At 29.1% G+C, this 15730-nt stretch carries 16 protein-coding genes; all 16 read left to right on the forward strand.

What is annotated here, in order from left to right:
- The first annotated feature begins 27 nt into the window (after positions 1–27).
- Complete coding sequence (locus TVTCOM_RS08800; RefSeq protein ID WP_434799460.1) at positions 28–612, forward strand: anthranilate synthase component II; 585 nt, start codon at positions 28–30, stop codon at positions 610–612.
- Position 613: 1 nt separating this feature from the next.
- Positions 614–1963, forward strand: coding sequence for an aminodeoxychorismate synthase component I (pabB, locus tag TVTCOM_RS08805; protein ID WP_434799461.1), 1350 nt, complete (start codon positions 614–616; stop codon positions 1961–1963).
- On the forward strand, positions 1953–2690 hold the full coding sequence (locus TVTCOM_RS08810; protein WP_434799462.1) for an aminotransferase class IV: 738 nt from the start codon (positions 1953–1955) through the stop codon (positions 2688–2690). Before pabB ends, TVTCOM_RS08810 begins: the two co-directional genes overlap by 11 nt.
- Positions 2691–2728: 38 nt before the next feature.
- A complete protein-coding gene (locus TVTCOM_RS08815) occupies positions 2729–2950 on the forward strand; it encodes a hypothetical protein (protein ID WP_434799463.1) in 222 nt (73 codons plus the stop codon).
- A 17-nt stretch (positions 2951–2967) separates the two neighbouring features.
- Positions 2968–3507, forward strand: a complete 540-nt coding sequence (gene aroF / locus TVTCOM_RS08820; protein WP_434799729.1) for a 3-deoxy-7-phosphoheptulonate synthase — start codon at positions 2968–2970, stop codon at positions 3505–3507.
- A gap of 146 nt (positions 3508–3653) precedes the next feature.
- Positions 3654–3854, forward strand: coding sequence for a cold-shock protein (locus tag TVTCOM_RS08825; RefSeq protein WP_419727107.1), 201 nt, complete (start codon positions 3654–3656; stop codon positions 3852–3854).
- A 133-nt stretch (positions 3855–3987) separates the two neighbouring features.
- Complete coding sequence (locus TVTCOM_RS08830) at positions 3988–4488, forward strand: CarD family transcriptional regulator (RefSeq protein ID WP_434799464.1); 501 nt, start codon at positions 3988–3990, stop codon at positions 4486–4488.
- 10 nt (positions 4489–4498) lie between these two features.
- The gene (locus TVTCOM_RS08835; protein WP_434799465.1) at positions 4499–7708 is read left to right on the forward strand and encodes an SNF2 helicase associated domain-containing protein; all 3210 of its coding nucleotides are present in this window, start codon (positions 4499–4501) and stop codon (positions 7706–7708) included.
- A gap of 336 nt (positions 7709–8044) precedes the next feature.
- Positions 8045–10126, forward strand: a complete 2082-nt coding sequence (locus TVTCOM_RS08840; RefSeq protein ID WP_434799466.1) for a methyl-accepting chemotaxis protein — start codon at positions 8045–8047, stop codon at positions 10124–10126.
- 238 nt (positions 10127–10364) lie between these two features.
- A complete protein-coding gene (locus tag TVTCOM_RS08845) occupies positions 10365–10799 on the forward strand; it encodes a MarR family winged helix-turn-helix transcriptional regulator (protein ID WP_434799467.1) in 435 nt (144 codons plus the stop codon).
- Positions 10777–11616, forward strand: coding sequence for a pirin family protein (locus tag TVTCOM_RS08850; RefSeq protein ID WP_434799468.1), 840 nt, complete (start codon positions 10777–10779; stop codon positions 11614–11616). Before TVTCOM_RS08845 ends, TVTCOM_RS08850 begins: the two co-directional genes overlap by 23 nt.
- A gap of 51 nt (positions 11617–11667) precedes the next feature.
- Positions 11668–12240, forward strand: coding sequence for a nitroreductase family protein (locus TVTCOM_RS08855; RefSeq protein WP_434799469.1), 573 nt, complete (start codon positions 11668–11670; stop codon positions 12238–12240).
- A 251-nt stretch (positions 12241–12491) separates the two neighbouring features.
- Complete coding sequence (locus tag TVTCOM_RS08860) at positions 12492–12923, forward strand: MarR family winged helix-turn-helix transcriptional regulator (protein ID WP_434799470.1); 432 nt, start codon at positions 12492–12494, stop codon at positions 12921–12923.
- A gap of 91 nt (positions 12924–13014) precedes the next feature.
- Complete coding sequence (locus TVTCOM_RS08865) at positions 13015–13368, forward strand: carboxymuconolactone decarboxylase family protein (protein WP_434799471.1); 354 nt, start codon at positions 13015–13017, stop codon at positions 13366–13368.
- Between the two features lie 489 nt (positions 13369–13857).
- Positions 13858–15279 (forward strand): group II intron reverse transcriptase/maturase, encoded by a 1422-nt coding sequence (gene ltrA / locus TVTCOM_RS08870; RefSeq protein ID WP_228110198.1) that lies wholly within the window; start codon positions 13858–13860, stop codon positions 15277–15279.
- A gap of 108 nt (positions 15280–15387) precedes the next feature.
- Positions 15388–15711, forward strand: a complete 324-nt coding sequence (locus TVTCOM_RS08875; protein ID WP_434799472.1) for a hypothetical protein — start codon at positions 15388–15390, stop codon at positions 15709–15711.
- The last annotated feature ends 19 nt before the right edge of the window (positions 15712–15730 follow it).

A 15730-nucleotide genomic window follows, 5' to 3' on the forward strand; every position in this document is an offset into this window, starting at 1 on the left:
TTACACATTATATTAGGGGGTACCTATATGATTCTTATGATTGATAACTACGACTCATTTGTATATAACCTAGTTCAATATATAGGAGAATTAGGAGAAGAAATCGTAGTAAGAAGAAACAAAGAAATAACCTTAGAAGAAATAGAATCTTTAAATCCAGAAATAATAGTTTTATCACCAGGGCCATGTTCACCTATGGAGGCCGGAATATGTATAGATTTGGTAAATCATTTTAAGGGCAAAAAGCCAATTCTTGGTATATGCTTAGGACATCAAACTATAGGACATGTTTTTGGAGGAAAGGTAGTGAAAGCATTGGAGCCTGTACATGGAAAAGTTCATGCTATAAAACATAATAATAAAGGAGTATTTAAAGATTTAAACAACCCACTAAATGTAACAAGATATCATTCTTTAGTAGTGGACAAAGAAAATTTACCACATGATTTAGAAATAACTGCCTTGACAAAAGAAGGAGAAATAATGGGTATTAGACACAAGACTTATCTTATAGAAGGAGTACAATTTCATCCAGAAGCAATTTTGTCAGAACAAGGTCATGAAATACTTAGAAATTTTATAAAAGAAGCTAGAGAAAGGGTACATGTGTAAAATGATAAAAGAAATTAATACTAAACTAAGTGCTTTTGAGATATTTACCATATTTAAAGATGAAAAAGATAGTTTTATTTTAGATAGTGCTATGGATAAAAATAAATTAGGCAGATATTCTTTTATTAGTAGCAATCCATTCAAAACTTTAAAATATAAAAACAGTAAAGAAAACCCCCTTGATTTTTTACAAGAGGAATTAAATAAATATAAAGTAGAAAATAATACAGACCTTCCTTTTATAGGAGGCGCAGTTGGTTATTTGTCTTATGATTTAGGAAATTACATAGAAAATCTACCAAGAAGTGCAAAAGATGATTTAAATGTTTATGATCTTTACTTTGGTTTATACGATCATGTAATAGTAGTTGATCATTTAAAAGAAAAAACATATATAGCAACACCAAATTTAGATGTGAAAAAAGAAGAAAATATAGTTTTAAATATTGAAAATAAAATTAATGATGCTGAAAAAAATGGAGTAAATCCAATTTGCTATGAAGAAAAAGAAGTACCTCCAACAAAACTTTCATCTAATTTTACGAAAAAGGAATTTGAAAATTCAGTTGAAAAAGTTAGACAATATATAAAGAGTGGAGATATTTATCAAGCAAACTTAACACAAAGATTTAGTGGGAAAACTACTTTATCCAGTTATGAATTATACAAAGATTTAAGAAGAGTAAGTCCTGCACCTTTTGGAGCATACTTAAACTTTGATGATTTTAATATTTTATCCAACTCACCAGAGCGATTTATAAAATGTATAGATAGAAAATTAGAAACAAGACCCATAAAAGGAACAAGGCCTAGGGGTAAAAACAAACAAGAAGATTTAAAACTTCAAGAAGAATTGAGAAATAGTGAAAAAGATAGGGCAGAGCTACTTATGATAGTAGATTTAGAAAGAAATGACATAGGAAGAATATCAAAGATAGGAAGTGTAAAAGTACCAGAACTATTTGTAATAGAGCCTTATGCCAATGTAAATCATCTAGTTGCAACAGTAGTAGGAGAGCTAGATGATGACAAAGATGCAGTAGATGCAATAAAAGCAACTTTCCCAGGAGGATCAATAACTGGGGCACCAAAAATTAGAGCAATGGAGATTATAGATGAATTGGAGCCAACTCAAAGAAATGCATATACAGGTTCCATTGGTTATATTGGCTTTAATGGAGATATGGATTTAAATATAGCCATAAGAACTGTAGTGAAAAAAGAAGATAATGTGTATTTTCAAGTAGGTGGGGGTATGACATGGGGTTCTGACCCAAGTGAAGAATATCAAGAAACCCTTGATAAAGCACAATCTATAATGAAAGCTTTAAGAGGTTACTATGAAGAATAATGTAAGTTTTAATAGTGAGCTAAGTAAATTTGGTATTGGCTTATTTGAAACAATAAAAATTGAAGATAATCCTCTTGATTTGGATTTACATATGAATAGAATGTTTAAATCTATTGAATCACTAAATATGAATATTAAATATCATAAGGAATTTTTAACGCAAGCTATTTTAAATTATATAGATGATAATAAAATAAAAAACAAAGCATTAAGAATAACTGTATTTGATGAAGGTTATAATATTTCTACTAGACCTATAACTTATAGTGAAGAAATTTATAATAAAGGATTTAAGCTAACAATATCTCCTATAAAAAGAGGAGATAGTATAATATACAAACATAAAACTACAAATTACTATGAAAATATTTATACTAAAAAATACGCTACTGAAAATAATTTTGACGATGGGTTATTTGTAAATTATGAAAATATTATATTAGAATGTTCTATGAGTAATATATTTTTTATAAAAGAAGATAAAATTTATACTCCACATGATGAGTTACCCATTTTAAATGGTATAATGAAAAGAAAAATCTTAGATATTTGTAAAAAAATAAGTATTGAAGTTATAGAAGGAGAAATAAAACTGGAAGATATTAATAACTTTGACTTTGCATTTATATCAAACAGCTTAATGAAAGCTATGAAAATTTCACAAATTGACAAGATAGCTTATCCTTCAAATAATGAAGTATTTGAAAAAATAATATCTTATATATAAAAATATTTACTAAAGAGAAATTAAGGAGCTTAATATTCATGAAAAAAGCACTTTTCCATGAGGATGTAAATTTAGAAATAGGCTCATGTGATAAAACAATAGTATTCAAAAAAGACAAAGTAATAATGGCAGGACCCTGTGCAATAGAAAGTTATGACCAACTTTTAAAGACTGCTAAATTTGTTAAATCACAAGGAGCAAATATACTTAGAGGCGGGGCTTTAAGCCAAGAACTTCACCATCCTCATTTAAAGGATTAAAAGAAGAAGGTTTAGAAATTTTAAAAGCAGTAAAAAAAGAAACTAAATTAGCTGTAATCACAGAACTTATGGATGTTAGAGATTTGGAAAAACTTTATGCAATAAGTGACATAATTCAAATAGGTTCAAGAAATATGCAAAACTTCAGTTTACTTACAGAAGTAGGAAAACAAGACAAGCCTGTTATGCTAAAAAGAGGAATCGCAGCAACTATAAGTGAATGGATTGGAGCAGCCGAGTATATTGCCCAGGAAGGCAATCAAAAGATTATAATGTGTGAAAGAGGTATAAGAACTTATAACGATTATACTAGAAACACACTTGATTTAGCTGCAGTTCCAATTATACAAAAAGAAACGGGTTTACCTGTTATAGTAGACCCAAGTCATGGAACGGGAGTTAGAGAACTTGTAAAACCAATGTCCCTTGCGGCGATGGCCTGTGGAGCTGATGGTTTAATGATAGAAGTTCATCCAAATCCAAGTGAAGCATTGTCAGATGGAATGCAATCACTTCATTTTGATGAATTTGAAGATTTGATGAATAGTTTAAAATAATCACTGAAACTTAATAAAAAAATAGAAAATTAATTATTTTATAATTATTATATCTATTTTTAAAAAACTGTGATATAATATATTTATTGTAGTAATACAAAATGGTAAAAAATCTTGAAAGAGATTTTGATAGGAGAATTAATAATATGAGTAACGGAATAGTAAAATGGTTTAATAGTGAAAAAGGTTTTGGATTTATAACAGTTGATGGTGGAGAAGATGTATTCGCTCATTTCTCAGCTATACAAACTGATGGATACAAAACTTTAGAAGAAGGTCAAAAAGTAAGCTTTAATGTAGTTAAAGGTGCTAGAGGTCCTCAAGCAGAAAACATAACTATATTATAATAATATATATTGTTTCGGGAAAGATCCTTTATAGGGTCTTTTTTTTTAAACACTTTGCAGATTAGCACGAAGAGTAATTTTTAATAGAAGAACTACTTCTAGAAAATAAAAAATAAGATGGGAGAGAATGAATATGTATAAAATTGGAGAATTTATTGTTTATGGAAATGAAGGTGTTTGTAGGATAGACAATATAAGTGAATTAAGTATTGGTGGAAGTAGTAAAGGAAAGACTTATTATACATTAAAACCAATGCATGATAATGGAACAGTATTTGCGCCTATAGATACTAATGTATTTATGAGACCAATTGTATCATATGAAGAAGTTCATAAATTAATTGAACAGATTCCATCAATAAAAGAAATTAACCATGATGAAAAAAGTGTAAGAGAATCGCAAGAGTATTATAAACAATTATTAAAGAGTCATGATTGTATGAATTTATTGACTGTAATGGTAACACTTAAAGATAAGAAAAACATTGCAACTAATAATGGTAAGAAACTTAATCAAATGGATGATAAATTTATGAGAACGGCCAAAAGTTTAATTGATGATGAGTTTTCCATTGTATTAGGAATAGAAAAAGAAGATGTAGAATTATATATTGATGATAACTTGAAAAAATAGGAGAAAATCAGTGATAACAGAACAAATAAAAAGTAAAGCTAGATTGATTACTCATCCTACAAGATGGCAAAGAGGAAACATATATTATAAGGAAGAAAAAGTATACGGAGTAGATTTTTCCACAGAAAATGAATATTTAATAATAGATGCACAAGTAGAAGGCTCTAGAAGTTACAGAGATTATGAAAGTATATTAGCAATAAATTTAGAAAATTTGGAGATAGAACAAACAAAATGTAGCTGTGAAGATTACAGAGAAAATAATAGAAGAGGCACATATATATGCAAACATATTGTGGCTACTTTGTTAGAAGCCGTGGAAATATTAGAAAACACAAATAGAGTAGAGGCTCTTACACAAATACATGAAGAAATTAATAAATCATCTAAATTAACTCCAGAAGATATAATATTAAATAATATTAATGATGACTATAAAAAAATAAATTTAGAGGTATATATGGATGCATCCTTAGAGGAACCTTACTGTAAAGTTCAATTTAAAATAGGTGAGGACAAAATGTATGTACTTAAAAGTCCTAGAGATTTCATAATATCTAGATATTCTGGGAAAGAAATAAAATATGGAAAGGATTTTACATACAACCCTAAGAAACATATTTTTTCTGTGCAAGATGAAAATATAATATCTTACATGGATGAAATGGTATTTATTAATGAACAGTTGTCTGTAGTACCTAAATATAGACGTCAAATTGAATTAGTAGAGGGAAAAGCCCTTAATGTAGTGGGCAAATCTCTAAAAAGATTTCTAGTAACAGTAGGGGATAAGGCTATAAAATTAAAAATTAATAATTCAGAATATGACTCAAAAATAATACATGGTGATTTAAATATATCATTTAATATAAAAGAAAAAGAAGAAAATATTGTACTAACTACAGATGAAAACATGCCATTACCATTAAATGCTAAGGGAGATGTGTTTTTTCACAATGGTAATTTGTATTTACCATCAAAAAGTCAATATAATGGATATAGGAATTTCTATGAATTTTTAAGAACAGATCATCAAATAAAATTTAGTAAATCAAGAGCAGGAGAAGTTATACAAAAAATTATTCCAAAGCTAGATGAAATTAGTGAAATCATAAATATAGATGAGAAAATAACTAAAAAAATAAAAAAAGATTTGAAAATAGAATTTTACTTGGATAGGAAAAAAGAATCTGTATATTTGGATTTAAAGTTTATATATAACGATGAAAATAACAATGAAGAGTTTTACATAATAAGAGATATAAAAAAAGAAAATCACACTAAATCAGTTTTAAATAACTTGCTATTTGAAGAGGAAAATAATAAGTTTTTATTTAAAGGAAGAGAATTAGATTTATATAAGTTATTAAGTGATGATATAAAAGAGCTAAAATCCTTAGGTGATGTATATTACTCTGATAAATTTAAGTATAAAATACAAAATCCAAGTATAAGTGCTAGTATTAATGAAAACAAGGATAGAAAATTTTTAGAAATAAATTTTAATATTGAAAATGTTGATGAAAAAGAATATAAAAATATACTAAAATCATTCAAAGAAAATAAAAGATTTCATAGGTTGAAAAACGATACTATACTTGATTTAAGTAATGATGATGCAAAAGAGTTTTTTGAATTGCTAGACAATATAGTGGGAGATATATCAAAAGATATAAAGCAAAATATTATAAAGCTTAACAATAACAAAGCTATTTATTTAAATGAAAGTATGAAAAATAGTGAATTTAAATTTATAAGTGGCAAAGAATATCTAAAGTCAATAGCAGAGAAAATTAATACTATGAATGAAGTAGTATGTGAAGTACCTGAAAATTTAAATGCCACGCTGAGAGATTATCAAGTGGATGGTTATAAATGGTTTAATACTTTAAGTCACTTTGAGTTTGGTGGCATATTGGCAGATGAAATGGGTCTTGGAAAAACCATACAGACTATTTGTTTTTTACTTTCAAATTGTAATAAAAAGAGTTTGATAGTTACACCTACATCTCTCATATATAACTGGAAAGATGAGTTTGAAAATTTTGCACCAGATATGAAAGTGCTTATAATGCATGGGGATAAAAACTTTAGGATGGAATTGTTTGATGATATGAAAAACTATGACGTCATACTGACGACTTACTCTACTCTAAGAAATGATTATGAATATTATGAGAAAATGTATTTTGATTATATGATAATAGATGAAGGTCAAAATATAAAAAATCCAAATGCTCAAAATACTCATTGCGTTAAAGATATAAATGCAGGAGTTAAATTTGCTTTAACTGGAACTCCAATAGAAAATAATTTAATGGAGCTTTGGTCCATATTTGATTATTTAATGCCAGGATATCTTTTTAGTAAAAAGGCTTTTGAAGAAAAGTTTATAAAAGGAAAGAAAGAAAATTTAAAAGAATTAAAGAAAATGATAAATCCTTTTATTTTAAGAAGAATGAAAAAAGATGTTTTATCAGAATTACCAGAGAAGATAGAAAAGAAATTCTTTGTGGAAATGGATAAAGAGCAGAAAAAAGCATATACAGCAGTAGTTAAAGATATAAATGAAAAAAGAGAAAATAAAGACTTTAATGAAGATAAAATAACTATATTCTCATATTTAACAAAACTTAGACAATTGTGTTTAGATCCGTCCATATTAATGGAAGACTATAAAGGTAAAAGTGCTAAAATAGATGTTTGTTTAGATCTTATAAAAGAAGGCGTAAGTGATAATCATAAAATACTTTTATTCTCTCAATTTACAACAGTTCTAAAAAAACTAGGTAAGGAGCTGGAGGCACAAAATATTAAATATTATTATTTAGATGGTTCAATTGGTGCTGCTAAAAGAACTGATTTAGTAAATGAATTTAATGAAAGTCAGGAAAAACAAGTGTTTTTAATTTCCTTAAAAGCTGGAGGAACAGGTTTAAATCTTACAAGTGCAGACATAGTTATTCACTTTGACCCATGGTGGAATCCTGCTATAGAAGATCAAGCCACAGATAGAGCTCATAGATTTGGTCAAAAAAATATGGTGCAAGTTATTAAGTTGATTGCCAAGGGAACTGTGGAAGAGAAGATTATAAAGTTGCAAGATGATAAGAAGGAGTTAATATCAAATATTATGGGTGGTGATATGAATAATTCTTCTTTATTGTCTAGTTTGTCAGAGGAAGATATCAATGATTTATTTAATGTTACAAAATTTTAATGTATGGAGTTGTAGAATATTAAAAATAGAACTTGATTAGTTTATAGAGATGAGATGCTGATAGTAATATTGGCATCTTTTTTGTTTTCAAAGGTATGCACAAAAATGTGTATACCTTTAAATTTTATACTTAATTTAATTATATAATCTATCTACAACCAAATAAATTGTAAAATTTAATTTACATAATTTGGATTTAAGTATAAAGTAAGTTTTATTAATTCCGATAATAAATAAAGGGTTTTTTATAGTTTCAAAGACATGATCTAAGAAAGAGGGTGTAAAATTATCATACTATAAAATCAAAAATATCAAATCGATAAAGGGAGAATAAGCATGATAAATAAAAAATTAAAGTTAACAAATTTGAAAGGATTTTTCAAAAAAAATAAGGTTAAAAATGATATTAAACTTGGAATAAAACAAAAATTATTATTTTCATCTCTTATTACACTTATGACGATGGCGATTATAGTTGGTTTAGTATCTATACTAACTTCATATAAAAGCACAGAATTAACTGTAGAAAAAATACTCAAAGAAACAGTAGAAGCAACATCAAAAAGAATAGATAATAAATTACAAGTATATAGAGCATTAGCAAATGAAATATCCGCCAGTGATACACTTGTATATATGACAAGTGATAAATCCGAAGAAGATAAACAAAAAATGGTTAAAAAAATGAAGGAAGAAGTAAATAGAATATATGGAATGCACACAGAGATTTATGATATGGTTATTATCGGAAAAGATGGTGTAGACTTGTTAAGTGGTTTGGATCTTTCTGATAGACAGTATTTTATAGACACAATGGAAAAGAAAGAAGCATTAACAAATGATGTTGTAATAAATAAAGAAGATGGTAAAGCTATTTTGACTACAACTGCACCTATAATGGTAAATGGAGAAGTTCAAGGAGTTGTAGGTATTATCACTGATGCAGTGCTTTTATCTGAAATTGCTTCAGATGTAGAAGTTGGAGACACGGGAAAAGCATCTATTGTAAATTCTCAAGGAATTGATATAGGAAACAGTAATAAAGAACTGGTAAAAGAAGAACATAATGTAATAGAGGACGCAAAGAGTGACAAATCATTACAGCCTATGGCAGAGATATATAAAGACATGATTAGTGGAAATACAGATATTAAAGAGTTTAAAGGTGCAAAAGGAGCAGAATTTATAGGATATACTCCAATTAAAAATACAAATGGATGGAGTATTTCAATAACAGCAGACAAATCTGAATTTATGCAAGCCAGTTTAAATGGAATGAAAATAATAGTATTATGCATAATAATGACTCTAGCCTTAGGAATATTTATAACGTTAAAATCAGCAAATAATATAGTAAATCCAATTATAGCCTTTGTAGATAGAATAAAACTTTTATCACAAGGAGATTTGTCATCAGAAGTACCGTCTGTAAATACTAATGATGAAATTAAAATTTTAGCAGATGCAACATATGACCTTGTAGTGAATATATCGGGCATAATATATGATATAGATAATGTATTAACATCTATATCTAAAGGAGATTTAACTGTTGAAACAAATGCTCATTACATCGGTGAATTTGTTAGTATAAAAGATTCTTCGGACAATATAATTAAATCATTGAATGAAACGATGGAAGATATATCACTTACATCTAATCAAGTTGCATCTGGAGCAAACGAAGTTTCTATGGGTGCACAGTCATTAGCACAAGGATCATCAGAGCAAGCGGCTAGTGTTGAACAACTTACAGTAGCAATAGAAGATGTTTCAGACAAGATAAGTAGTAGTTCTGAAAATGCTAATAAAGCAAATGAGGTAGTAAAAGAAGCTGGAGAAAAAATGCAAGATAGTAACGCTAAAATGAAAGAAATGATGTCAGCTATAGAATTAATAAATTTAAAATCTAATGAGATAAGTAAAATAATCAAAATAATCGATGATATAGCTTTCCAAACAAATATACTTGCATTAAATGCAGCAGTGGAAGCAGCAAGAGCAGGAGATGCAGGTAAAGGATTTGCTGTTGTTGCAGATGAAGTAAGAAATTTATCAGCTAAAAGTGCTGAAGCAGCAAAAAATACAGCCCTACTTATAGAAGAAACTGTAAATGCTATAAATGTAGGAAGTGGAATTGCTGAAGATACAGCAAAATCATTAGAGGAAGTAGTAACTAATACGAACTTAGCAACTAGAATAGTGGACAATATATCTAGTCATTTATCAGATCAATCTGCCTCTGTAAATCAAATAAAAGAGTCTGTAGAACAAGTTAGTGCAGTTATACAATCTAACTCTGCTACTTCAGAAGAAAGTGCAGCAGCAAGTGAGGAGCTAACAGGACAATCATATGCAATGAATGAGTTGATTGCTAAATTTAAATTACGTTCACAAGGTGAAAGTGTAAATAATTAGTATATAGCCAAATACCCCTTGGGGTTAAGCTCTTGACAGCTTATGTCAAGAACTTGCTATATTTCAAAAGAAGAATTAGTACTAGAGATTTTTTGGAGCCTAAATGGCTCCTTTTTAATTTAATATAAAATAAAAAATAATTAAAAAAACCTTGACGAATATCTCTAATTAGAGTAAATTATATCTAATTAGGGATATTAAGTATGATTAAATTATATTAAAAGATGAGGTTATAGAGATGACAGAACTTAAAATATTTATAGGAATGAGTAGAGCATTAAACAAAATAAATAGGGCTACTAACAAGGTCTATACAAAATATGGATTAACAAGTGCTCAGTTTGCTGTATTAGAAGCTCTTTACCATAAAGGAGATTTATCTGTTGGAGAGGTTCAGGACAAAATATTGAGTACTAGTGGAACCATTCCTGTTATAGTAAAGAATTTAGAGAAGGAAGGTTTCTTAGAGAAGTGCAATGATGATAAGGACAAGAGAAGATTTATACTTCATATTACACAAAAAGGTAGAGAACTTATGGACATTGTATATCCAGAAAACGAAGAAATTATCACTTCTATGATGAATATTTGGAGCAAAGAAGAACAGGAAGAGATACTAAAATATATGAAGAAATTTGGAGGTGTAGAAGATGAAAAGAATGGTAAAAGATAAAGTTAGAGGTTTTAGAACTACAGATGGAGCAGGAGTAAGTTTAGTTAGAGTTTTAGGAAATACTACAGCTGAGACTTATGATCCTATTTTAATGTTAGACTCTTTTGATAGCACAAATCCTGAAGAATACACAGCAGGTTTTCCAATGCATCCTCATAGAGGTATAGAAACTATAAGTCTTATAGTTAAGGGAAATATGGTTCATAAAGATAGTATAGGAAATGAAGATAGAATCACAGATGGAGAAGTTCAATGGATGACAGCAGGATCTGGAATATTACATGAAGAAAAACTACCTGCTTCAGATAAAATGCTTGGAGTTCAACTTTGGTTAAACATGCCTAGAAAATATAAAATGGCTCCACCAGAATACCATAGTATAAAGAAAGAAGAAATAAAAGAAATTCCTATAGATGGAGGAATTTTGAGACTTATAAGTGGACAATATAAAGAGCATAAAGGTTTTATGGGTAAATATTTACCAATGAATTATTATCATATAATACTGGAGGCAAATAATAAGTTTACCATTGAAACTGAGGAGAACAAATCAGTATTGGTATTTTTATTGTCTGGAGATGCTAAAATAGCAGGAGAAACTATAAGTGAGAAGACAGCAGTTAAGTTAACCAATGGAGATTCCTTAGATATAGAGTCTCTTCACGAAGATCTACAGATTTTATTTATAAGTTCAGACAAATTAGAAGAACCTGTATCTTGGGGTGGACCAATAGTAATGAACACTAGAGAAGAACTGGATTTGGCATTTAGGGAATTAGAAGATGGAAGTTTTTTAAAAGAAAAAGTAGATTATTAATAAAAACAATAAAGAATTTCATAACTTTATGAAAAGGGAGGATAAATAATTATGAAAATTTTAGAATCATTAAAAGAAAGAAGATCATATTACCATATTAATAAGGACTTACCAGTAGATGAGGTAGAAGTATTTGATTTAGTAGAAAAAGCTACAGAATTAGTTCCAGATGCTTTTAATATGAAAAGTTCAAGAGTTGTTGTTGTAACAGGAGAAAAGCAAGATCAATTATGGGATAATATTTATGAAGTATTTGAAGGTAAGGTTTCAAGAGAAAAAATTGATAGTTTTAAAAATGGTTATGGAACAATTCTTTATTTTTATGATGAAGATATTGTGAAAAATCTTCAAAGTCAATTTTCAATATATGCAGATAGATTTCCAAATTGGGCTTCTCAGTCATCTGGTATGCTTCAATTAAGTATATGGAGTGGTTTAAAAGAGTTAGGCATAGGTGCTTCACTTCAACACTATAACCCTGTAATAGATGAAATGGTTAAAGAAATGTTTAATCTACCAGAAAGCTATTCTCTAAATGCACAAATGCCTTTTGGTGGAATAAGCTCTTATCCGGAGGAAAAGGAAAAAGAGGATATTTCAAAAAGAGTAAAAATAGTAAAATAATTCTTACTTAAATATAGTAAGTAATGTAGGTAGTGGGAATAGCAAGTTAAAAAATCATATACTATTGGGGCATGAAACAAAACTTTAAATTATAAATAATAAAAGGGCCTCATGACCGATTTGCTCGGATCATGAAGCCCTTATATTATATAGTATGCTATACTATATAATATAACAGACGAATGACATTCGTATGTATTGAACATATAATAAATTTAAAATGAAAAACAAATATAAAAGAGGAGATAAATATGTTTAATCTAGAAGATTGTATAGCTTTTATGACTAACAAATACAATAAAGAGATTACTGATTTATTTAGCCAAAGACTTCAAGAACACAATATTACAAGAGTTCAATGGACTGCATTGTTTTATATAGGTAAAAATGAAGGAATAACTCAAAGAGACTTGGCCCAAAAACTAGATTCCAACGAATCGTCCATTGTTAGATTAATAGATCGTATGGAAAAAGAAAATATAGTAAAAAGGGAAAAAGATCCATCAGACAGAAGAATTACAAAGCTATTTCTTACAGATGAAGGAATGAAAAAAAGAGATGAAATACTACCTATAGGAGAAAAGTTCTCAAAAGATTGTATTAAAGGAATAAGTGAAGAAGATTTGGAAACTTTCAAAGAAGTTTTAAATAAAATGGTAAAAAATCTAAATAAATCACAGTAAATGCTTTACAACAGTAGCACTCGGTGCTACAATTTTCTTGAATACTTGTCATAGCAATTATTGCCATGGCATTAAAATTAAGGAGGATATTATGAAAAGAGATGTTAGAGAAATATTAAATTCATTTACTCAGGGATTAGGGGAACTTGCAGAAACAAATAAGTCAAATGTTAATGCATTTATGAGACTTTTAAATACTGGCTACAAAGAAGGAGCTTTAAATACAAAAACTAAAGAGCTTATGAGTGTCGCTATTGGAGTGTATAACCGTTGCGAATACTGCATAGTTTACCATGTTTATAAATCATTGGAGCTTGGAGCTACAAGAGAAGAAATAATAGAGGCAGCTATGGTTGCTGTAGGATTTGGTGGAGGACCATCTATGGCTTATAGTGTAACTTTATTAAAAGATGCGATAGATGAATTTGAAAAGGATTTTAAATAATTATAAAAAGTTAATCTAATAGTTTGTTAAGCTAATAATTTCAGTTATTGAAATTATTAGCTTTTTACGTGTGCCCAGCATGGGCAACAACTTGACGGTGAAAGTCCGTTGCGGGCTTGATAGTGGGAACCGCTAGCTAATGGCAAGGGTGTCCATCGTGAGGTGGAATCTGAAGGAAGCCTACGGCAAAGTCTTGGTCTGAGGAACACGAACTACATATGAGGCTATTGGAAACGGACGAGTTTGCGTAACAAGACAAAGTCCAACACTATCCAAAATTTCTAATAGTAAATGTAGCAGATATATGAGATGAAGGTTGTTGCTCTTACCTGGGGAGGTCTGATAGATATATCATTAATAGAGGATGAACTTCCTAGATGATAACCTACATAGTGATATGTAATTGAACTATCAGAAGTCAGCAGACGTCATAGTACTATTGACTGCGCAATCAATAGGAAGGACTGAACATTAAGGAGGTTTTCAACTTTGGATAAATTGAAGAACGTGGATAAAGTGCAGACAACTGAATATTCAGGCTACCGTGTGGAAGTAAAGTTGGAAACTGGAAATAAACATGGAGTGCATAGCGTAGCTTCGGTATTACCGAAGGTAGAAATAGAGAACCGTGCAAAAATATCTACTAATAATTTACTCGATAAAATCTTAGCAAAAGATAATATGTATCGTGCTATGCAACGAGTAATCAAGAATAAAGGTAGTCACGGTGTTGATGGAATAAAGACTGATGAACTTCACGACTATTGCAAAAAGCACTGGACTACAATGAAATCTAAATTATTAGATGGAACATACAAACCATCACCTGTTAGAAGGGTAGAAATACCTAAACCTAACGGTGGGACTAGGATGCTTGGAATTCCAACAGTAGTAGATAGAATGATACAACAAGCAATAGCACAAGCGTTGACATTTGTATATGAACCAATTTTCTCTAATAGTAGTTATGGTTTTAGACCAAACAGAAGTCAGCATCAAGCAATAAAGAAATCCTTAGAATATATAAATGAAGGATATAAATGGGTAGTAGATATGGATTTAGAGAAATTCTTTGATAAAGTAAATCATGACATTTTAATTGATAGATTATCAAGACAAATTAAAGATAAAAGAGTATTAGACTTAATAAGGAAATATCTTAAAAGTGGAATAATGTTAAATGGAGTTATCGTATCAAATGAAGAAGGAACTCCCCAAGGAGGACCATTAAGTCCGCTTCTATCAAATATAATGCTTGATGAGGTTGATAAAGAATTAGAAAGAAGAGGTCATAAATTCTGTAGATTCGCAGATGACTGTAATATCTACGTTAAAAGTAGAAAAGCAGGGTTAAGAGTTTTAAACAGTATTAAGAAATTAATTGAAAATGAATTAAAACTTAAAATAAATGAAAAGAAAAGTGCCGTTGACTTAGTTAGTCGCAGAAAATTTCTAGGATTTTCATTCTATTTTACAAAGGGCGGCGCCCAAATAAGGATACATGAAAGCTCATATAATAAACTAAAATCTAAAGTAATAGAAATTACAAATAGAAATAAAGGAATAGATATGGGATGGAGAATGTTGAAACTTAATCAACTTATGATAGGTTGGATTAATTACTTTGGCATAGCGAAAGCTAAAGGCAATATACAAAATATTGAAAAATGGATTAGGCGAAGACTTAGAGCATGTATCTGGAAACAATGGAAATTACCAAGGACGAAGTGTAAGAATCTTGTTAAACTTGGAATGGATAAATATAAGGCCTACCAATATTCAAATACAAGAAAAGGCTACTGGAGAATATCCGGTAGCCCAATCCTATCAAAAACACTTACAAATAAATACCTAGAAGAAATAGGATATATGAGTATTTCCAAGAGATATTTAAAAGTGCATGGAACTTAATGAACCGCCGTGTACCGAACGGTACGCACGGTGGTGTGAGAGGACGCTAAATAAAATAATTATTTAGCTCCTACTCGATTTTTACTAATATTATCAGTGTGATAGATAATGCTAGTAGAAGAATATGATGAGTTTAATGAACAAATTGATGAACCTGCTATAACTGAAGAGACTGATGAATCAAAAAAGAATGATGAGGATATAAGTAGATACATAGGAATATTAGAACTTAGTATTGTTATAATATTAGTTATTTGCAATAATTACTCATCTATTGCATTACTTTTGACTGGAAAATCTTTGGCTAGGATGGGTGATTTTAAGGATAGAGATTTTGCTGTTAAATTTATAGTTGGTACTTTTCTAATTATATTTATAGGTATAGTTGGTGGAGAAACGTATAAGTTTATATTGAACAATTTTATTATATAAAATTTATAATTATGTGATT

This window comes from Terrisporobacter vanillatitrophus (assembly GCF_051148895.1).
GTDB lineage: Bacteria > Bacillota > Clostridia > Peptostreptococcales > Peptostreptococcaceae > Terrisporobacter > Terrisporobacter vanillatitrophus.